The sequence below is a fragment of the Gilliamella sp. B3482 genome (genome assembly GCF_026536805.1).
Classification (GTDB): domain Bacteria; phylum Pseudomonadota; class Gammaproteobacteria; order Enterobacterales; family Orbaceae; genus Gilliamella; species Gilliamella apicola_E.
Genome location: NZ_JAFNNL010000001.1, coordinates 96101 through 116566, shown reverse-complemented (window position 1 = coordinate 116566; position 20466 = coordinate 96101). Strand labels below are relative to the sequence as shown.

The 20466-nt window shown below is 37.5% G+C and carries 14 protein-coding genes and 1 riboswitch; of the genes, 11 read left to right on the top strand and 3 right to left on the bottom strand.

What is annotated here, in order from left to right; translation table 11 throughout:
* Window positions 1–254 precede the first annotated feature (254 nt).
* Both J3U18_RS00595 and J3U18_RS00590 read left to right on the top strand, forming a co-directional pair.
* Complete coding sequence (locus J3U18_RS00595) at window positions 255–1670, top strand: OprD family outer membrane porin (protein ID WP_267352658.1); 1416 nt, start codon at window positions 255–257, stop codon at window positions 1668–1670.
* Window positions 1671–1679: 9 nt separating this feature from the next.
* Entirely contained in the window at window positions 1680–4334 is a 2655-nt protein-coding gene (locus tag J3U18_RS00590; RefSeq protein ID WP_267352657.1) for a beta-N-acetylhexosaminidase, read from the top strand.
* Between the two features lie 79 nt (window positions 4335–4413).
* Here the strand turns inward: J3U18_RS00590 and rraB are convergent, their stop codons facing one another.
* Window positions 4414–4800, bottom strand: a complete 387-nt coding sequence (gene rraB, locus J3U18_RS00585; RefSeq protein WP_065561915.1) for a ribonuclease E inhibitor RraB — start codon at window positions 4798–4800, stop codon at window positions 4414–4416.
* Between the two features lie 28 nt (window positions 4801–4828).
* Here rraB and rnm point away from each other — a divergent pair, with 28 nt between their 5' ends.
* The 4 genes from rnm (at window position 4829) to rluB (ending at window position 8024) form a co-directional block, all read left to right on the top strand.
* The gene (gene rnm, locus J3U18_RS00580; protein WP_267352656.1) at window positions 4829–5701 is read left to right on the top strand and encodes an RNase RNM; all 873 of its coding nucleotides are present in this window, start codon (window positions 4829–4831) and stop codon (window positions 5699–5701) included.
* A 66-nt stretch (window positions 5702–5767) separates the two neighbouring features.
* Window positions 5768–6388 carry an L-threonylcarbamoyladenylate synthase gene (locus J3U18_RS00575; RefSeq protein ID WP_065561914.1) on the top strand — a complete coding sequence of 207 codons (621 nt, stop codon included), beginning with the start codon at window positions 5768–5770 and terminating at the stop codon, window positions 6386–6388.
* Window positions 6389–6416: 28 nt separating this feature from the next.
* On the top strand, window positions 6417–7121 hold the full coding sequence (locus J3U18_RS00570; protein WP_081299434.1) for a DUF3592 domain-containing protein: 705 nt from the start codon (window positions 6417–6419) through the stop codon (window positions 7119–7121).
* Window positions 7122–7163: 42 nt separating this feature from the next.
* Complete coding sequence (gene rluB / locus J3U18_RS00565; protein ID WP_267352655.1) at window positions 7164–8024, top strand: 23S rRNA pseudouridine(2605) synthase RluB; 861 nt, start codon at window positions 7164–7166, stop codon at window positions 8022–8024.
* Window positions 8025–8327: 303 nt separating this feature from the next.
* On the opposite strand, the gene J3U18_RS00560 is transcribed toward rluB, so the two are convergent.
* On the bottom strand, window positions 8328–9344 hold the full coding sequence (locus J3U18_RS00560) for an amidohydrolase family protein (RefSeq protein ID WP_267352654.1): 1017 nt from the start codon (window positions 9342–9344) through the stop codon (window positions 8328–8330).
* A 1307-nt stretch (window positions 9345–10651) separates the two neighbouring features.
* Between J3U18_RS00560 and J3U18_RS00555 the strand changes: the two genes are divergently transcribed.
* Together J3U18_RS00555 and J3U18_RS00550 are read left to right on the top strand one after the other, a co-directional pair.
* Complete coding sequence (locus tag J3U18_RS00555) at window positions 10652–11947, top strand: hypothetical protein (protein ID WP_141673896.1); 1296 nt, start codon at window positions 10652–10654, stop codon at window positions 11945–11947.
* 726 nt (window positions 11948–12673) lie between these two features.
* Window positions 12674–13960 (top strand): hypothetical protein, encoded by a 1287-nt coding sequence (locus J3U18_RS00550; protein WP_267352653.1) that lies wholly within the window; start codon window positions 12674–12676, stop codon window positions 13958–13960.
* 410 nt (window positions 13961–14370) lie between these two features.
* Here J3U18_RS00550 and argS read toward each other — a convergent pair whose 3' ends face one another.
* Window positions 14371–16104, bottom strand: a complete 1734-nt coding sequence (gene argS, locus J3U18_RS00545) for an arginine--tRNA ligase (protein WP_065562857.1) — start codon at window positions 16102–16104, stop codon at window positions 14371–14373.
* 517 nt (window positions 16105–16621) lie between these two features.
* Window positions 16622–16730: riboswitch (TPP riboswitch) on the top strand.
* Window positions 16731–16770: 40 nt separating this feature from the next.
* Here argS and thiB point away from each other — a divergent pair.
* From thiB to thiQ, 3 genes are read left to right on the top strand one after another with little or no spacing between them, the layout of a single operon-like run.
* Window positions 16771–17769, top strand: coding sequence for a thiamine ABC transporter substrate binding subunit (thiB, locus tag J3U18_RS00540; RefSeq protein WP_267331371.1), 999 nt, complete (start codon window positions 16771–16773; stop codon window positions 17767–17769).
* A gap of 13 nt (window positions 17770–17782) precedes the next feature.
* Window positions 17783–19363: a thiamine/thiamine pyrophosphate ABC transporter permease gene (thiP, locus tag J3U18_RS00535; RefSeq protein ID WP_267330908.1), complete on the top strand. Its 1581-nt coding sequence runs from the start codon at window positions 17783–17785 to the stop codon at window positions 19361–19363.
* Window positions 19341–20042, top strand: coding sequence for a thiamine ABC transporter ATP-binding protein ThiQ (gene thiQ, locus J3U18_RS00530; RefSeq protein WP_065562860.1), 702 nt, complete (start codon window positions 19341–19343; stop codon window positions 20040–20042). The genes thiP and thiQ overlap by 23 nt, the downstream gene beginning before the upstream one ends.
* Window positions 20043–20466 lie beyond the last annotated feature (424 nt).

Genomic DNA, 20466 nt, shown 5'->3' with positions numbered 1-20466 from the left:
AAAAAAAGAGCCGAAAATCCCACAAAAATAAGCCGAATTTTCATCATTTTGGTGATTTAGATCACGAATTTAGATTAATTAATTTGCGAACTAAAATATGTTTATGCATTATAAAAATGCATATTTGTCCAATCTCGACCTAAATATGTTTCGTAGTTTAGAAAGCAATTCAAAGTAATAACGAATTTAGTTTGGCTTATAGCATCCGATTAAAGCAATTTAGCGGTCAGTTATATAAATATGGGAATGAAATTATGAGTCTGGATAATGCACTTGGTTTACCCTATCGTTTTAATCATTTTACTAAACTTTTTTTATCGATAACCATTTTAAGTAGCATATGCCCCGCACAAGCTCAATATGCTAGTGAATTTATTGATGATGCATCATTAACCGGTAACGTATTTTTTTGGAATCGTGATCGAGAAAGAAAAAATATTGAAGAACATAAATATGAAAAAAACCTCAGGCACTCATCATTCAACACAAATTTAGATTTTAGATCAGGCTATATTGCTGATCACCTTGGTATTGAACTGGGCGGATATGGTGCATGGGAAGTCAGTAACGGTGGCAATGGTCATCCTAATGAAATTGGTTTTAGTGGCGCACGCACCCGCTGGGATGAGGATTGGAAAAAAGATGTCAGTGGTGTGAGTTTTTATAAAGCACAGGTCAATTTTAAACAAGATGAACGGTTTTGGCTAAAAGCCGGTTTTATTCAGCCATCTGGTCAAACACTATTAGCCCCTCACTGGAGTTTATTACCGGGTACTTATCGAGGTTTTGAATTAGGCACAACGCTCGATTTTGATCAAGCTGGTGCCTTATCGATGTCTTATATGTGGACAGATAAATATAAAGCGCCATGGTACAAACGCCTTTATGAATTTAAACAATGGGGAAAAGGGAAGAAGATTGATTATCTACACTCAGCCGGTTTGAAATATGACTTTAAAAATGATTTAGTGTTAGAAACCGCCTTTGGTCAAGCCAAAAATTATATGAATCAATATTTTGGTAAAGCATCTTATAAAACAGATATGCTTGATAATCCGTTAACCATGAGTTATCAATTTTATGGTGCCAAAGACCAGTCTCATAAAGGGGATAAGGTCTATGACGGCTTAGCATGGTTACAAGCGGCAACATTAGCTTACCAAGTTGGACCAGTTGGTCTACGCCTTGAAGGGGTAGCAATTAAGGCTGAAGGTAAACAAGGCTTCTTTTTACAACGTATGACGCCAGATTATGCTTCATCTAATGGACGACTAGATGTTTGGTGGAACTCACGATCGGACTTTAATGCTAATGGTGAAAAAGCCCTATTTGCTGAAGTGACTTACGATTTAGGGAATCTATCAACGTATCTAACCGGCTGGAGAACGGGGGTATCTTATGCTTTTGGTTGGGATGCAAAACCAAATTCAATAGCAAAAAATCAAAAGAATCGCTTAGTTGAATCAGCTTACAATTTTGATTTAGGCTACACTATTCAAGACACTTGGGCTAAAGACACCTCTTTCCAATTACATTACACCAAATATAATAACCATGAAAATCATATCAACAGTTGGGGTGGTGGATATGGCAACATTTTCCAAGATGAACGAGATATCAAGTTTATTGTCACAATACCTTTCACTGTGTTTCAAGCAAAGCAAAAATAGGGAAATATTATGAAAAAATCTAAAATATTGTTTACTTCAATCGTTTCTCTGCTAAGTTTTGGAGTAGCTTCTTCGGCTTACGCCTCTCAGAAAATTGTTGATGAAATAAGTTCAAAGCTTAGTGTCAAATATACTATTGTTGATAATCAAGCTGGTGAACATGGTGTTGATTGTGCAATTTTAGGTGCTGATTGGGCATCTTGTTTCAAAGCCACAATCTCGTTAAACAATGATGGCGAAGCTATCAACGACAAAGATTGGGCAATCTATTTTAGTAGTATCAGAATGATATTGGCGGTTGACAATGATCAATTCAAAATCACTCATCTTACCGGTGATCTTCATAAAATAGAGCCAACTGAAAAATTTACCGGATTTCCGGCTAAAGCCAGCATAGATATACCTATTATCGGTGAGTATTGGCAGTTAAGCGAATCGGATGTTATCCCTCGCTGGTATGTAACATCCACCGACGCCACACCTAAAGTGATCAGTAATACTGAATTGGATGATTTTGTTTCCCTAACCGGTGAACAGTGGAAGCGCACGCCCGATGATCATAATATTTTAATGACGACGGTTAATCGATTTGAACGTAATGCCGATATTAAGCCACTTGATAAAAAGGCCATGCGCGGGCAAATTATTCCAACGCCGGTGAAACTTACCCTTGCTGAAAAAGATATACAGCTTGGTAAAAATGGCATTCATCTTCAATTAAAAGGACTTAATGACGCCAGCTTAGCCGTACTCAATCAACAATTTAACAATTTAAAAATCCCATTAACGGATAAAGGTTATAAGATTGTAGCAAATATTGATGCGACCAAATTTAAAAATGGCGTATCAGGTGCTTATCAACTGAATATTGGCGATAAGCAAGCGACTATAACTGCCTTTGATGAACGGGGAATTTTTTATGGTGTAGAATCGATCTTATCGTTGATTCCCGTTAACGAAAACCCAACCATTGCTATGCTAAAAGTCGAAGATTACCCACGCTTTGACTATCGTGGCATTATGTTAGACACCGGACGTAACTTTAAAACAAAGCAAGCGGTGTTAAGATTACTCGATCAAATGGCGAGCTATAAATTAAACAAATTCCATTTTCACCTTAGTGATGATGAAGGGTGGCGAATTGAGATCCCAGGTCTTCCGGAATTGACCGAGGTCGGTAGCAAGCGTTGTCATGATCTGAGCGAAAACAAATGCCTATTACCGCAATTAGGATCAGGGCCTGATAGTGATAATTTAGGTAGTGGCTATTTTAGTCGTGATGATTACATTGAAATTGTCAAATATGCTAAAGATCGCTTTATTGAGGTGATCCCTGAAATTGATATGCCAGCACATGCCAGAGCGGCAATTGTGTCTATGGAAGCACGTTATCAACGCCTAATGCAAGAAGGTAAACAAGCAGAAGCTAATGAGTTTCGTTTAGTTGATCCAAGTGATAATTCAAATACCACAACGGTACAATTTTACGATCGAAAAAGTTACCTAAATCCTTGCTTAGATTCATCTAAACGCTTTGTCGATAAAGTGATCACTGAAATTGCAAAAATGCATAATCAAGCAGGACAACCATTGACAGTTTGGCACTTTGGCGGTGATGAAGCCAAAAATATTCGTCTTGGTCCGGGATATCAAGATATCCACGCAAAAGAGGCGGGTAAAGGCTTAATCGATCAAAGCATTGAAGATCTACCGTGGGCAAAATCCCAAGCCTGCCAAACATTGGTTAAACAAGGCACCATTAAAGATATAAAACATCTACCAAGTTATTTTGCTATTGAAGCCAGTAAAATAGTCAAAAATCATGGCATCAATCACATGCAAGCATGGCAAGACGGCGTAAAATATGCCGAAAGTGCCAAAGACTTCGCTGTCGATAAAGTCACTGTTAACTTTTGGGACACACTTTACTGGGGTGGTTTTGACTCAGCGAGTGAATGGACCAACAAAGGTTATCAAATAGTGATATCGAATCCTGATTATGTTTATCTTGATTTTCCTTACGAAGTTAATACGTTAGAACCCGGTTATTATTGGGCTACTCGTTTTAATGATGAACGTAAAATATTTAGCTTCGCGCCGAATAACTTACCACAAAATGCCGAAACATCCGTTGATCGTGATGGAAACCCATTCAATGCTAAAGGCACGTTAGATTGGTCTGGCAGTTACGGCTTATCAGCACAACTATGGAGCGAAATTGTTCGTACTGATAATCAGATGGAATATATGATATATCCAAGGTTAATAGCTGTCGCGGAACGAGCATGGCATCAAGCTGATTGGGAAATTGCTTACCAAAAAGATCGTGAATTTTCGAAAGGAACGACGCATTATGTCGATCAAAACCAATTACTTAAAGATTGGACATTATTTGCTAATTTAGTGGGACAACGCGAATTATCCAAACTTGATTTAGCCAAAATTGCTTATCGCTTACCAACACCGGGGGCGAAAATTGAAAATGGTAAACTCATTGCTAATATCGTCTATCCGGGATTAGCCATTGAATATTCAACTAATCAAGGCGAAAGTTGGCAGCGTTATAAAGGACCCGTTGCCATTAACAATGTCGAACACGTATTGGTTCGTAGTGTCTCTCCAAATCAGAAAAGAACCAGTAGGGCTGTAGGCTTAAAAATGTAAAATATAATTCTTATCCGCTATTTTAGCGGATAAGAATAAATCCCAAAAAGTTGAAGGGTGATTAAGAAGGGGGGATTAATTAGTGCAAAGTTTCCACATCTTCAGCATCATCATCACTGCCATCCTCGAAGTAGGTTCCCCAACCGTCATAATTAACCCCGAATTGGTTTGCCAATGTAATCACCTGAGCAATTTGATTATTGATTGACTCAGCATTTAACGGACTTTCAGCGATAATATCAAAACCAATAACAACATTGCCTTCATCATCAACATCCTCATCAGGATCGGTTGCTTCATAGCCTAATTTATAAGCTTCTACCGCCACTTTTTCGAGCTGATCGAAGTTTTGTGATGAGATATGGTGCTCAATAATATACATAGCATGTGGATCACTACCGTCTTCTAAAAGTTCCTGAATAATAGCAAGAGTGTCTTGCTGAGCAAGCTGAATTTGATCTTTCATAATATACCTTTTAGTGGTCGTGCAAATTGTGTGGTATATTACACGTTTAAAAATAATTTTCGAGAAAAAAGTGATTGTCGACTTACATTCGCACACAACTGCATCAGATGGCATCTTAACGCCAACTGAACTGGTTAAAAGAGCTGCAGATAATCAAATCAACATGCTAGCTATCACCGATCACGATACGATCAAAGGTTTGCCTGAAGCAAAAGAGACTATCGCGCGTGAAAACTTACCAGTAAAATTGATTTACGGTGTAGAGATATCGACGATATGGAAAAATAGCGAAATTCATATTGTTGGATTGAATGTCGATATTGAAAATACGCAGTTGCTTGAATTGTTATTAGCCCAAGAAAAAGGCCGAATTGATCGAGCAATAAGCATTAGTGAAAAATTGGCTAAAGTCAATATTCACGACGCTTATCAACAAGCCCAACAATATTCGAAAGGCGATATCGTTTCTCGAGCCCATTTTGCTCGCTTTTTAGTGGCTAATGGTTATGTCAAAGATATGAAACGAGCATTTAAAAAATACCTAGGCAAAGGTGGTTATGCTTATGTTCCGGCCAATTGTTGCGGTATTGCTGATGCGATTAATGCCATTCATTCTGCTGGTGGACAAGCTGTATTAGCACACCCATCTCGTTATGATTTGACCCTAACTAAATTGAAATTATTAATTAGTGAATTTAAAACATTCGGCGGTGATGCGATTGAAGTTTCACAAAGCCGACAAACACAAGATGATTTACAAAAACTAGCCAAACTGGCTAATGAATTTGAGTTATTGGCTTCGCAAGGCTCTGATTTTCATGATTTGGTTAATTATCTTGATTTAGGTAAAACAACACCATTGCCGGGTAGCGTAACACCTATATGGCATGATTGGGTATAAATTAAACCGTGATGAAAAACCCCGTTCCTCACATTTTTTAACCAGCAATCAACAAAGAAGAATATTATGAGCCAAACATTTTATATTCACCCAGATAATCCACAAACAAGATTATTAGATCAAGTTGTCAAAATATTAAATGACGGCGGTGTAATAGCATTTCCGACTGATTCCGGTTATTCGCTAGGTTGTTTGCTTGATAACAAGTATGGTGTAGATCGCATTTGCCAAATTCGCAACCTTGATAAACACCATAACTTCACCTTAATGTGCCGTGATCTATCCGAACTCTCATCTTATGCGTTCGTTGATAACACCACTTTTCGGTTGCTAAAAAACAATACACCCGGAAAATACGTCTTCATCTTACCTGCAAGTAAAGAAGTGCCACGACGCTTAATGAACGAAAAACGCAAAACCATAGGACTACGCATTCCCGATAATAAAATAGATTTAGCGCTTCTCGAATTACTTGGACAACCTTTAATGACCACCACGCTAATTTTACCTAACGAAAATGAAGCCCAGTCTGATCCTGAAGAGATAGAAGATAAAATCGGTCATCAACTTGATGCCATCGTTCATGGTGGCTATATCAGCGAACAACCAACCACAGTTATTGATCTAACTCACGATTATCCTGATATTATTCGAGAAGGAAGTGGTGATACTTCACCTTTTAAATAAAAAAATTAAACATTATATAGGGAAAGAAATGAAGAAAATAATGGCACTTATTTTAATTATAAGTATTGGATTAATGTCATTGGTACTCTATCTATCGATAAAACAGATCAATTTTATCAACTCTTCACTAAGTACTACCGGCACCGTTATTGACTTTGAAGAGTCGTATTCAAAAGATTCTAATGGCAATCGATCCGTATCTTATTATCCTATCTTTCAATTTGTTGATACTCAGGAACAAGTCAGAAAGGTTAAATCAAATGTTGGTAGTAATCCTTCAGCTTATCAGAAAGGCGATGTGGTTGATATTATCTATGATCCGCAAAACGCTGATCATGCTAAAATTAACGATACTTTCTCAATGTGGCTTGGAGAAATAATTTTAGGCATACTCGCAAGCCTACTATTTTTAACAAGTGGTGGTTATTTTTATTTTAAATCTAAAAAAAATAAACTAAAACGAGCATTGTTAGCAAGTGGCCGACAAATTGAAGCCAAGATAAATTCGATTGAAAAAAATACTGCATTAACTGTCCGAGGTCGCTCTCCTTACATCATTTATAGCCAGTGGCAAGACAGAACAGCACCCGATGAGATTCATCTTTTTAAAAGTGAAAACATTTGGTTTGATCCAAAACCTTTCATTAATCAAGAGACAATAACCGTCTATATTGATGAAGCAAACCCAAAACGTTATTATGTCGATATACGTTTTTTACCCAAGGTAAAATAAACCAACTTTAGATAAAGATACCTGTGAAGGTAGCGAGGCAAAATGAAAAAATTGAATTCTGAAAAATTACAAAAAGTATTAGCCAATTTAGGCAATGGTTCTCGTCGTGAGATTGAAGCCATGATCGTAGCTGGCAAAATAAGCGTTGACGGTAAAATAGCAACGCTAGGCGATCGCGTTGACGTCAATGCCAACCCTAAAATTCGCATCAACGGCCACTTAGTCCAGTTAAGAAGCAAAGAAAAAGAAGTCTGTCGCGTACTAGCTTACTATAAACCAGAAGGGGAGATCTGCTCTCGCCATGATCCGCAAGGTCGTGCAAACGTATTTGAACGATTACCACGAATAAAAAACGCACGCTGGATCAATATTGGTCGGCTTGATATTAATACCTCTGGATTATTACTCTTCACAACCGATGGCGAACTAGCTAACCGTCTTATGCACCCAAGGCATGAAATCGAACGGGAATATGCGGTACGAGTATTCGGCAATATTACCGACCAACAACTGAATCAACTTCGCAAAGGTGTACAGCTTGAAGATGGTCCTGCTGCATTTAACTCCATCAAACCACAAGGTGGGGATGGCTTAAATCAGTGGTTCAATGTGGTTATTACTGAAGGTCGCAACCGAGAAGTCCGTCGCATGTGGGAAGCCGTAGGTGTTCAAGTTAGCCGATTACTCCGAATTCGCTATGGTAATATCACCTTACCGAAAGGCTTATCTAGGGGTACATGGATGGAACTAGGCATAGACTCGGTTAATTACTTACGACAATTAGTAGGCTTACCAGAGGAAGTAAAAAGCTTTACCAGCAAAACAACCTCAGAAAAGCGCATTCCAAAACGGGTAAAACTCAATCCAAGAACGAATAAACGCGTAAACAAAACTCGCATTTAAAGTGCGATTAACCCTTAAATAAAATATTATTTAAGGGTTAAAAATCAACCCGCCAACCAATCTTAACTTCTTTCATCAAGATGATCCCATTTTATCAATAGCCCCATGAACTAAAACAATGATAGGCGTAATCAATCTTCAAATTTCTTCAACTTTAATTAAAGCAGATTAAATAGTGAAAAGACGATACGTAAGTAAGCTAAAAATAAAAAAATAAAGAGAAATGAAAACTATCGTCTATAAACAAAAAAATCCCACAAAAAATGAGATTTTATAAAAATTTAAAATCAGATTTCTAGGCAATTATTCAAGCCCTAAAACCATTCGCCCATTTTTGGTTGCAACATTCACCACATTATCTAAATCAGTATAACGACAACCCGTCACAAGTAATTTAAGCTCTTCCCACATATTACCGGTTGAAAAAGGTAACATATAATCACTCACATTATCTGTACCGATTGCAACAGGAATACCCGCAGCAGCCAGTTCATCGACAGGCGTTAAAGAATTACGAGTAGGGCCATGTTCTTCACGACGAGGGCTATCAATCCAAGCAAATGGACAGGCAATCACCATCATCTTTGCCTCTTTCATTTTTTTATAAAGTTTTTGGCGATATTCCAAACTATGCGCAGTAATCGAAATACTATGAATAGCGACCACCTTACCATGCATACCATGCTCAATGGTTTTATCGGTAAGTTGCTCAGTCTCGATCTCTTCCGATGAATTAAATTGATCAACATGTACATGTACCATTTTGCCTAATGATTTACCTGTTTGCATCAACACATCTAAATGGACAAGCCCCATACCTTCACCATGATCACGCTCATCACGACGAGGCAAGCCGCCGATAATATCCACTAAATCAGCCCCTTTATCAAACCAATAACGCGCCTCTTTATCAATAACCCCCTTAAGCGTTTGGTTCACTAATTTAATGGTAATATCTTTTTTATACGTCTCACGCGCACGCAGAGCACCTCGAATCGCCCGTTCCTCAGCAATCGGATCAATATCAACAAACGACCCCATTGCTGACACACCTTGCTCAATCATCCGCTCAACAGCCATGCTAAAATGGCGATAATAATCATCTTCACTCATAGCGGCTTTTACTTTATCCAGCGTATCCCATTTCTCAATCAACGTCTGTTTTTGATAGACATCAAAACTATCAACCGTAATGGTAAAAGCACGGTCTGCGTGCATATGTGAATTAACCCAACCACCATTTTGCTTAATTTTATTCATCAAATATGCTTTTAAACTTTGATCTCGACTCGTTGATAACAGGGTTTTACTATCGGTCATAATGGGCCTCTACAATTGAGTTACTTTTAAAATTAATTGGACAAAAAAAATCCCCCAAAAAGGAGGATCAAACTACTTTACATTCATTATTGTTTAGGACTGCAAAATTACAATTTGTCATAAATAGTTAACTTTAATCTTGAATAAATTGCAGAGGATTCTAATCATTTGAATGATAAGATCAAGCACTTTAAATTAAAAAATATTTAAACAAATGAAATGGTTAAAGTATTATTTTTGAGATTTTAACCCAACCAAATCATCATAAAATAGTCTATAGTTTCTAAACAACTAACCCAAACTTAGCTAACTGATTATTTAATAATAATTAACGAGAGTCGAAAAAATGAGATTAACATCATCAATGTAAAAATAATTGAGGAGTCTATACCGTCACAATATTGTATTGACTGCAAATTTAATAATTTATCAGCACAAAACAATAAAAGGGTTAATTCCAAACTCAACACACCAAATTTAACACCAATTTTTACTAATCAAGGTGAGATTCAGAAAAATTAGTCAGACTTTTAGAAAATCTCAACAATATTGGACAATCATTAAACCCAGTGAACGCCTTCTACACAATATTCTTAATCCCAATAAATAATATCTAAAGACAGCTTAAAAGCGTTGAAAACGGATAATCTTTTTAATAAAAAAGTTGAGGAGTGGGATTTTTGATCTTCTAAATTCCATTTCAAAATTATTTAATGATCAACGTCATTGATTTTAAACTCAAAGATAAAATTTTCAGGATCAATAATCACATTTTTAAAGATTTGTAATTGCAACATCTTCAATTAAAACAGCAATTAACCAAATATCATTTTGATCCTATTTAGATCTTATTTACTAAAGTTAACGCAAATGAGCGAAAAAAGTGTTGCAACGTGTTTTTCCAATCACTATACTTTTTACGCGGTTTAGTTACGAGGCTAAAACGTAGCTTAGAAGTGTAAAATTTCAAATAAATCAAAAAACTACTTGACAGGATTGTCGTACATGTTCTATAATTTTCAACAGGCAACAGGCAACAGGCAACTTGGCCAACCTATAATTTAAATTCGTCTAAGTTCAGCTCCCATCTTAAATTTTTTACTGACGTTTATTTTTCTGCGCAGTCAAGTGAAATTCTGCGAATTTTCGCGCGATCGCTTCCGCGATCCTCTTTTCGATCGTTTTCCGGATCCATTTTCAGATCCTTTTCGCGATCCTTTTTCGGATCCTGTTTTCGATCTTTTTCTAAATTATCCCGGCAGATTGTTTTTTTCGTGGTCTTTTTCCTTCCTTTTTCGGGTCACGCATTGACTTCACAGACAACTAGGAATGCGATACAGGGTAGTGCGCCGTATTTGACTTTCGACGGCGGTCGTACTCGTGTTGTTGATGCTAACGGTCTGCTTGGGATTACACTATCTGATGGTACACATTATACGCCTTCTACGAATACTTCATCTGATTCAAGACCTATCGTCTTGCCCGTTGAGGGGCAGAGTTTTGCTGATATTGGTATGTTGGTTCCTAATAGTGCTAATTCAGTCGATTTAAGTACACTTATCGGTCCACCTTATAATTATTGGGGGGATGATGATGGTGATAATGACATTAATGCTACTGGTTCGTTAAGTTTATCTATCTTAGATAGATTTAATCAAGCTATATCACGTAATTCCGTGTTAATGGCTTGTAATTCTCCTTATGTTATTATATTATCCAGTACTAACGGTACATTATCCACACGTTATGGTGTTCCTAATCGTATTGATTTCAGTGCTCGTAATGCGTATTATCACGTAATTCCTAAGACTACGCCGGTGCTTTGTTTTGTAAGACCTGCTTCGAATAGTGGTATAGATGGTCCTTCTTCGATGTGGAACCCTAGAGGTGGTTTTATCCCTCAGTCAACTGACCCATCACATTACGGTTTAAACTTTCCTACAACTGGCGCTAATGGACTGTACTTTGAATTAAATATTAGAGGTAGTCTTCAGCCATTGTCTTGGTCTTCGTCTCCTGTTTCTCAGGGTGGTATCACAGTCACAATGTCTAATCCTACTGCTACACGCGTTCGTGTTACTTTAACTGGTCCTTACGCTACCACATCCCAGCATAATTCAGACAATCCTGGTCGTGTTCCCACTCCATCTTTGCCTCAGACCTTCGAGTTGGTTGGTCGTGACCGTCAAGGTAATCCTGTCGTTAAATATGGTTTTACTTTGAAGCAGTGGTTTGTTCACCGTGGTGATAAGGCTGATACTTATCCTAATACTTTATCTTGGTGTAATAGTATTGGTTATCGAATGCCTCGCGTAAAGGATTTAACCAACGCTGTTCATACTTATCCTGGTGTAGTCGTACCTAGTGCCACCCCTTCCTCACCAGGAAATGAGTTTATGCGTCATATAGGTTCTGGCTTTTTCTCGGAGTGGGGCGTTATGTCTTACTATCGCGTTGGCTTCATCAGCCATTGGCACTGGACTAGTGACCCCTATGTCTATGGTAATGCCCAGGATACCAATTTTGTCGTGCAAACAAACTCCGGTCATGTGAATGGGTACTCCTATCCTTATCCCCACCCGGGGCTTTGTGCTTATCCTTAGTTCTTATTTCTTCGTCCTTAATCCATAATCCATAATCCTTAGGGCGGGGGTGGGATTGATAAAAAATAGTATTAGGTGATTAAAAGTAAGCTACGAGTCAACGTCATTTAGCCATAAAAAGCGATTTTGTGGCTTAGCGACGCTTCAATTACCCGCCTAGGCGGGTTTATTTTTTAGGTATTTTATCGCAAAAAAAGTTGAGGAGCGGGGTTTTTGGGGTTTTAAATTTCACTTAAAAATTATTTAATGATCAACATCATTAATTCTAAATGCTAAGATAAAATTTTTCAGGATCAATAATTATAATTACTAAAGTTTTGTAAATGCTATATTTACAATTAAAACAATAGGTAGTCATTTTCTGATCATGGTTTTTCATAAAAATCTTTACGAAAGTTAACGATCTAAAGTAAAAAAAGTATTGCACCGTGTTTTTTCAGTCACTATACTTTTTACATAATTTTAGCGGGATAGCTAAAACAATAAATAAAAAAATATTAAATAAATCATAAATATACTTGACAGGATTGTCGCATATGTTCTATAATTTTCAACAGGCAACAGGCAACTTGGCCAACCTATAATTTAAATTCGTCTAAGTTCAGCTCCCATCTTAAATTTTCCACTGACGTTTATTTTTCTACTGAATCAAGTGAAATTCAGCGAATTTTCGCGCGATCCTTTTTTCGATCCTTTTCTCAATTATCCCGGCAGATTGTTTTTTTTGTGGCTCTTTTTATTCCTTTTTCGGGGCACGCATTAACTTCACAGACAACTAGGAATGCGATACAGGGTAGTGCGCCGTATTTGACTTTCGACGGTGGTCGTACTCGTATTGTTAATACTAACGATCTGCTTGGTATTACACTATCTGATGGTCAACATTATACGCCTTCTACCAATTCTTCATCTATAACCCCAATCGTCTTACCGGTTGCAGGTCAGAGTTTTGCTGATATTCGTATGTTGGTCCCTACTAATACTAATTCAGTCGCTTTAAGTTCTCTTATCGGTCCGCCTTATAACTATTGGGGGGATGAAGATGGTGATTCTGGCATTACTGCTACAGGTTCTTTAAGTTTATCTATCGTCGATAAATATGGTCAATCTGTATCACGTAGTACAGTGCCAACAATTTGTAAGGCACCTTATAAGTTTACCTTATCAAGTACTAACGGCACATTATCTACACGTTATGGCGTTCCCAATCGTAGTGATTTCAGTGCAAGTAGTGTAACTTATTACATCAACCCTAACGTTACACCGATGGTTTGTTTTGCCAGACCTAATTCAGGTGGTTATGCTGGCCCAGCTTTGATATGGGACCCTACTAAGGGTTTTCTCACTCAGTCAAATGAGCCATCCTCTTACGGTCAAAACTTTCCTACTACTGGTGCTAATGGATTGTATTTTGATTTACTTATTAGTGGCAGTAGTCAGGCGTTGTCTTGGCCTCCAATATCTCAGGGTGGTATCACAGTTAAAATGACTAATTCTACAGCTACAAGCGTTCGTGTTACTTTAACTGGTCCTTCCGCTACTAGATTCCAGATTAATTCAGACAATCCTAGTCGTATTTCCAAACCTTCTTTGCCTCAGACTTTCGAGTTGGTCGGTCGTGATGGTCAAGGTAATCCAGTTGTTAAATATGGTTTTACTTTGAAGCAGTGGTTCGTCCACCGTGTTTCTTGGAATGGCAATTATTCTCCTGCCTTATCTTGGTGTAATGGTATCGGTTATCGAATGCCTCGCGTAAAGGATTTAACCAATGCAGTTCGTAAAGATTTAGTTGTACCTAGTGCCACTCCTTCCTCATTTGGTAATAGTTTTATGCGTCATATAGGTTCGGGTTTTTTCACTGAGTGGGGTTATAATACCGTTGGCACCGCCTTCGAACTTTTTTTCTGGACTAGTGACTCCATTGGTCGTGACCAGGTTATCGTGGGTACGCAGCGTGGTAATGTGGTGAGGCAGAGCCTCTTAGGCAGCGACGGACTTTGTGCCTATCCTTAGTTTTTATTTCTTCGTCCTTAATCCTTAGGGCGGGGGGCATAAAAAATAGTGTTGAGTCATTAAAAGTAAGCTAAGAGTCAACGTCGTTTAGCCATAAAAAGCGAGTTTGTGGCTTAGCGACGTTTGAATTACCCGCCTCGGCGGGTTTATTTTTGCATTTTTTTATCTCAAAAAAAGTTGAGGAGCGGGGTTTTTGGGGTTCTAAATCCTACTTTTTAATATTGTTTTATATGAATAATCCAGCTTTAAGCTGTGGCGTTTAGTTGTGATTTTATATCAAAAAGTTGAGGATTTTTTGGGGATAAATTTCGTTTTATAAAACTCCCCTCAATTTTAAACGCTGAAATTTTTAAGATGTTTTTAAGTGGCGATATACCACCGATATTGAACAATATCGGTGGCTGGTTTTGTTACATTTTTTCAACCGTTTTAATACCAAGCATATCTAAACCGGTTTTAAGGGTTTTTGCTGTTAAAGATGCCAGTTTTAGACGGCTATGTTTCAAGTCTTCATTTTCGGCTGCCAAAATTGGGCAGTGCTCATAGAAGCTAGAAAATAGGGTGGCGATATCATACAAATAGGCGCATAGCACATGCGGTGTGCCTTCTGCAGCAACGGTTGAAACGGTTTCGTCAAATTGAATTAATCGAATTGCTAATGTTCGCTCTTTATCCGTGCCTAAATTGATATTACCAGTTAAGCTATCTTCGTTGATATTTGATTTTCTAAACACCGACAGTACGCGTGTATAGGCATATTGTAGATATGGTGCAGTATTGCCTTCAAATGACAACATGTTATCCCAATCAAAAACATAATCGGTGGTACGATTTTTGGATAGGTCGGCATATTTCACTGCGCCAATCGCTACTGCATCAATCACTTTGGCAAGTTCTGTTGGAGAAAGATCGGGATTTTTACTTTTAATGAGTGCTTCTGCACGCTCTGTTGCTTCGTCAAGCAGGTCATTTAATTTTACGGTATCACCTGAGCGAGTCTTAAACGGCTTGCCGTCTTTACCTAACATCATACCAAACATGTGGTGTTCAAGTTTTAAGGATTCTGGTACATATTTTGCTTTATGCACGATATCCCAAACTTGTTCTAGATGTTGGTGTTGACGTGAATCGGTATAATATAAAATACGTTCAGCATGGAGTGTTTCGTAACGATATTTTACACAGGCAATGTCGGTTGTTGCATAAAGATAGCCACCATCACGTTTTTGGATAATAACGCCCATTGGTTCGCCTTCTTTATTTTTATATTCATCTAGAAATACGACGATGGCACCGTCACTTTCAACCGCTAATTTTTTCTGTTTTAGATCGGCAACAATGCCTGGTAGCATACTGTTATAGATGCTTTCGCCCATTGTATCTTCAACCGATAAGGTGACATTAAGGCGTTTATATGTGGCAATGTTTTGTGTCATGGTGATATCCACCAGTTTTCGCCACATTTCACGGCAATATTGGTCACCACCTTGAAGTTTTACGACATAATTACGGGCTTTTTCGGCAAAGGCTTCGTCTTCGTCATAATGTTTTTTAGCTGCACGATAGAACGATTCTAAATCTGAAAGTTCCATGTCATTGGCATGTTCGTTTTCCATTTTTTCAAGATAGGCGATTAACATCCCAAATTGGGTTCCCCAATCACCAACATGGTTGGCACGGATAACATTATGACCAAGAAAGCTTAATACTCGGACACTAGCATCACCAATAATAGTTGAGCGTAAATGGCCGACGTGCATCTCTTTTGCTACGTTTGGTGCAGAGTAATCAACCACAATAGTTTGTGGTTTGGCTGGTAAAGTAATATTCAGTTTATCACTATTTAGCGCGACTTCGTTTTGTTCAGCAATCCAACTATCTTTTAAAAAAATATTAATAAAACCAGGACCGGCGATCTCGATTTTATCGGCAATATCATCAATATCAAGATGTTGTAAAACTTTTTCAGCTAATGCTCGTGGCGGCATTCCCAATTTTTTAGCGGTAGACATGATACCATTTGCTTGGTAGTCACCAAATTGGGCTTTAGCTGATTGCTTGATTAAAGCGTCGCAGTTTTTATCAGCACCCGCCATAATCATTGCTTGAGAAACACGTTGTGTTAATAGTTGTTGAATATTCACACTGAACCTAATCGATTAAAATAAAATGCCCAATATAATACTGATAAATTGATAAATTGTCACTGTGGGATTAGTTAAGGACAAGTAAATAGCTGATTCTTTTATAAATGAAAATTTTTTTATTTAGATGTAATTTATTAACTTAATTATAAAATAGATAAAAAAATAAAGAGAAAACAGGTGCCGAAATTTATTTAACTACCTGATTATCAATATCCTTTTGCTCTTTTCAACTTTGATGTTTGCTCAAGGCCATCTACAAGAAATCAGATTCACAATTGACAAAATAGTATGATAATTATGGTGAAAATATCCTTTTGGATGAATATGCAAAACTCACTCACCCCTTACATGAGCGAGAAATCGATTTTCCGATTAAAAATGGGGCTAAGCGAGAATTTTATCAAGCTATCAGATTGATCAAGGGCAGTTATTCTCTTCCAAAATCGTAGATAAGTTTGCAGGCAACCGTTGAGGGTAACTATTTACAATTATACCTTCAGCCTCTAAACTAATACCGTTCTCAACGGGGTGCCCTAGTGGGCTGAGAGTGTCAGATTGACTGACATAACTCGTCGAACCTGAACTGGATAATGCCAGCGGAGGGATTTGAGTTATTATATCTGCTCAAACCTTTTGTCTTTTACCTATTTCTTTGGAGGCAAAATGTTTCGTAAAAACTTTTTACTACCTGTTATTTTTCTATTTTCACTTTTTAGCCCATTAGTCAATGCAGAACTGCCCACTTTGACGGTTTATAGCTATAATTCATTTATGTCACAATGGGGACCCGGCGAGGCAATCAAAAAAGGGTTTGAAGCCCAGTGCAATTGCCAACTTGAGGTTGTGACATTAGGTGATGGTGTGTCAGTTTTAAATCGTATTCGCCTTGAAGGCGATAAAACGAATGCGGATGTTATTTTAGGGTTAGATAACAACCTATTAGAGCAAGCCAAACAAGCGAATATTCTTATTCCTCATCAAATCGCTAAACCCGACAATCTCAACACCAATTGGTGGGATGATAGTTTTATGCCTTATGATTTTGGTTATTTTGCTTTTATCTACAATAATAACAAAGTCAAAAATCCACCTCATTCTTTACATGAACTGGTTGAAAATAAAGCCGGTTGGAAAATCATCTACCAAGATCCAAGAACCAGTACACCAGGACTTGGTTTACTATTTTGGGTAAAAAAAGTTTATGGAGATAAAGCAGCAGAAGCGTGGCAACAAATCGCTAAAAATACGGTGACGGTCACCAAAGGTTGGAGCGAAGCTTATGGTATGTTTTTAAAAGGCGAAGCGGATTTTGTACTTAGTTACAGTACATCGCCAGTGGCACATATCATTAATGAAAACGAGCATCACTACGAAGCAGCTATTTTTGATGAAGGGCACTATCGTCAAGTTGAAGTAGCCGGAATTATTAAATACAGTCAAGAAATTGACCTAGCGCGCCAATTTTTACGTTATTTGCTGACACCTGAAGTCCAACACCAATTTGCTGAGAAAAATGTGATGTATCCGATTATCAAAACGGATCTACCTAATGCCTTTGCGCAAATTAATTCGGTCAATAAATCGTTAGAATTTGAGCCAGCAGAGATTGAAAAACATCAAAAAGCTTGGATTCGAGAATGGCAATCGGCAATTAGTAAATAGATCCGTATCGCCAATGTTGAAATTTAAATCGTTATTACCCGGAATGAGTGCAGCGAGCTTAATACTCATTATTTTAAGCTCGGCACTTATTGCTATTTGGCGATTTGCCTTAGAGTCAGGAAATTTGACGATTTATCTTGATAGTTATGTGCTTCATATTGTTTGGATCACTTTTTATCAAGCTTTGTTATCGACAATACTTTCGCTGGCATCAGCAATATTAATGGCTAAGGCGCTCTCTTTTATTGATTTTAAAGGTAAAAAGTTACTGATAAAAATAATGCCAATTACCTTTATTTTACCCGCTTTAGTGGTTGTGACAGGGTTGTTGTCGGTATATGGGCAACAAGGTTTACTGGCTTACATTTGCCAAGTACTGCATATCCCATTTTCATTTCCCATTTATGGCTTGCAAGGTATTTTGTTGGCTCATGTTTTTTTGAATTTTCCTTATGCTTGTGTGCTCTTTTACAAAACATTAAACAGTGTTGCTATAGAACAAAGACAGTTAGCGGCACAACTTAATTTTTCAACATTTACCTATTTTAAATTACTTGAATGGCCGTTACTTCGTAGACAAATATTGCCTATGGCAGCACTTATTTTTATGCTCTGTTTTTCGAGTTTTGCCATAGTGCTTGCATTGGGTGGTGGTCCAAAATACACCACGCTGGAAGTGGCTATTTATCAAGCGGTGCGAGACTTTGATCTACTACAAGCCGCATTACTATCTTGCGTGCAGTTGGTTTGCTGTATTGTTTTTATCAGCTTGATGCAGAAAATAAATAGAAATGATAGAAAGCTGAGTGTTAAATTTAGTCACTCCAACTATCAATTACCGATAACCAATTGGTTAAAAATGATTAGTATGATAATTATCGTAATAGGGGGATTATTTATATTGTCCCCGATGATTACTATACTTTTTCAAGGTTTCTATTTTTTCCAAATCTCATTACTCACATCGATGTTGCAACAAGCCTTACTCTATTCAATCCTTATTGCTATAGGTTCGGCTATGATAGCGATGTTACTTGGGTTACTTTTGCTATGGACCAATTGCCGACTATTGATTAACCAACAACGTCAATTAAGTAATCGGCTTATGATGGTTGCCTCCTTGATATTAGCTATACCAAACATGGTATTAGCATCGGGATTGTTTTTATTGTTATTCGGTTTTAGTCATAACACTGTTTTTATCTGCTTATTAATTATGGTTTGTAATGGGTTAATGGCGTTACCTTTCATCCTTAAAAATTTAGCTACGCCGATGTATGATATTACGGCACGCTATTGGCAATTAACCCAAACCCTTAATATCAATGGTTTAACGCATTTTTATTTGGTCGATTTCAAGGGGTTAAAAAGTCTTATGCTGATGAGTTTTGCCCTTGCTGCCATATTGTCATTGGGCGATTTTGGGGTAATAGCTCTGTTTGGCGGGCAGTCGGTAACCACGTTACCTTATTATTTATATCAACAGATATCGCATTATCATTATCAAGAAAGTATCGTGACAGCCGCGATATTATTACTTTTATCTTTTAGTTTATTGGTTGTGATGGATTATGATCGAACTTCAAAAAATTGAATATCAATATGACAACTTCAACATGCACTTTACGCTAAATATTGCGGCTAAAGAGCGGGTTGTTATTGTCGGACCAAGTGGCGCGGGCAAAAGTACATTACTTAGCTTGATTGCGGGGTTCATCTTTCCTAAATCAGGACAAATCATTTTAAATAACCAAAATGTCACAACAACGTTACCCGGTAAACGCCCTGTATCGATGCTATTTCAACAAAATAACTTATTTAGCCATCTAACGGTTGAACAAAATATTGCTTTAGGCATTAAGCCAACATTAAAACTGAGTCGAGCTGAACAAACGACTATTAATGATATACTGGTTCGTGTCGGGCTGGAAGGCTTTAACCATCGCTATCCCGAACAGCTATCAGGTGGCCAACGGCAACGCGTGGCTTTGGCTCGCTGTCTTATACAACATCGTCCTATATTATTATTAGATGAGCCATTTTCTGCTCTTGACCAAGCTCTGCGCTTTGAAATGTTGGCATTGGTTAATCAGGTTTGTAGTGAATTTAATCTGACCTTAATGATGGTATCGCATTATCTGGATGAGTCACTTAGCCATTTTTCCCGCTGTGTGGTTATTGAAAATGGAAACGTCATATTTAATGCAGAACCAAAACAGCTAGCTGAAAATCAAGAGATAGCTAAATTGTTAGGGATAAGTTATTATTCATAATTAGTGTACTCAGTAAAAAAAGTTGAGGAGCGGGGTTTTTGGGGTTCTAAACTCTGCTTTGCAATGTTGTCTCAAATAAGTAATTCCGCTTTAAACTGTGGCGCTTTTTAGTAGCTGTGTTTTTCTATCAAAAAAAGTTGAGGAGCGGGGTTTTTGAGGTTTTAGATTTCACTTAAAACTTTTAAATGATCATAACCACTATTTTAAATACTAAAATAATTTTTTTAGGATGAATAACAGTGATTCTAAAGATTTGTAATGATGATAATCTTTAATTAAAACAGCGTTTAATCAATTATCATCTAGATCCTTTTTAGATCCTATTTACAAAAGTTAACGTAAATGAGTGAAAAAAAGTGTTGCATCGTGTTTTTCCAATCACTATACTTTTTACACGGTTTTAGCTACTAGGCTAAAATTTAGC

Coding starts and splice junctions, on each gene's coding strand:
- rluB (WP_267352655.1), top strand. CDS start 7,164: ATGAAAAAATTGAATTCTGAAAAATTACAAAAAGTATTAGCCAATTTA.
- J3U18_RS00595 (WP_267352658.1), top strand. CDS start 255: ATGAGTCTGGATAATGCACTTGGTTTACCCTATCGTTTTAATCATTTT.
- thiB (WP_267331371.1), top strand. CDS start 16,771: ATGTTTCGTAAAAACTTTTTACTACCTGTTATTTTTCTATTTTCACTT.
- J3U18_RS00575 (WP_065561914.1), top strand. CDS start 5,768: ATGAGCCAAACATTTTATATTCACCCAGATAATCCACAAACAAGATTA.
- J3U18_RS00560 (WP_267352654.1), bottom strand. CDS start 9,344: ATGACCGATAGTAAAACCCTGTTATCAACGAGTCGAGATCAAAGTTTA.
- thiP (WP_267330908.1), top strand. CDS start 17,783: ATGTTGAAATTTAAATCGTTATTACCCGGAATGAGTGCAGCGAGCTTA.
- rraB (WP_065561915.1), bottom strand. CDS start 4,800: ATGAAAGATCAAATTCAGCTTGCTCAGCAAGACACTCTTGCTATTATT.
- thiQ (WP_065562860.1), top strand. CDS start 19,341: ATGATCGAACTTCAAAAAATTGAATATCAATATGACAACTTCAACATG.
- J3U18_RS00590 (WP_267352657.1), top strand. CDS start 1,680: ATGAAAAAATCTAAAATATTGTTTACTTCAATCGTTTCTCTGCTAAGT.
- J3U18_RS00570 (WP_081299434.1), top strand. CDS start 6,417: ATGAAGAAAATAATGGCACTTATTTTAATTATAAGTATTGGATTAATG.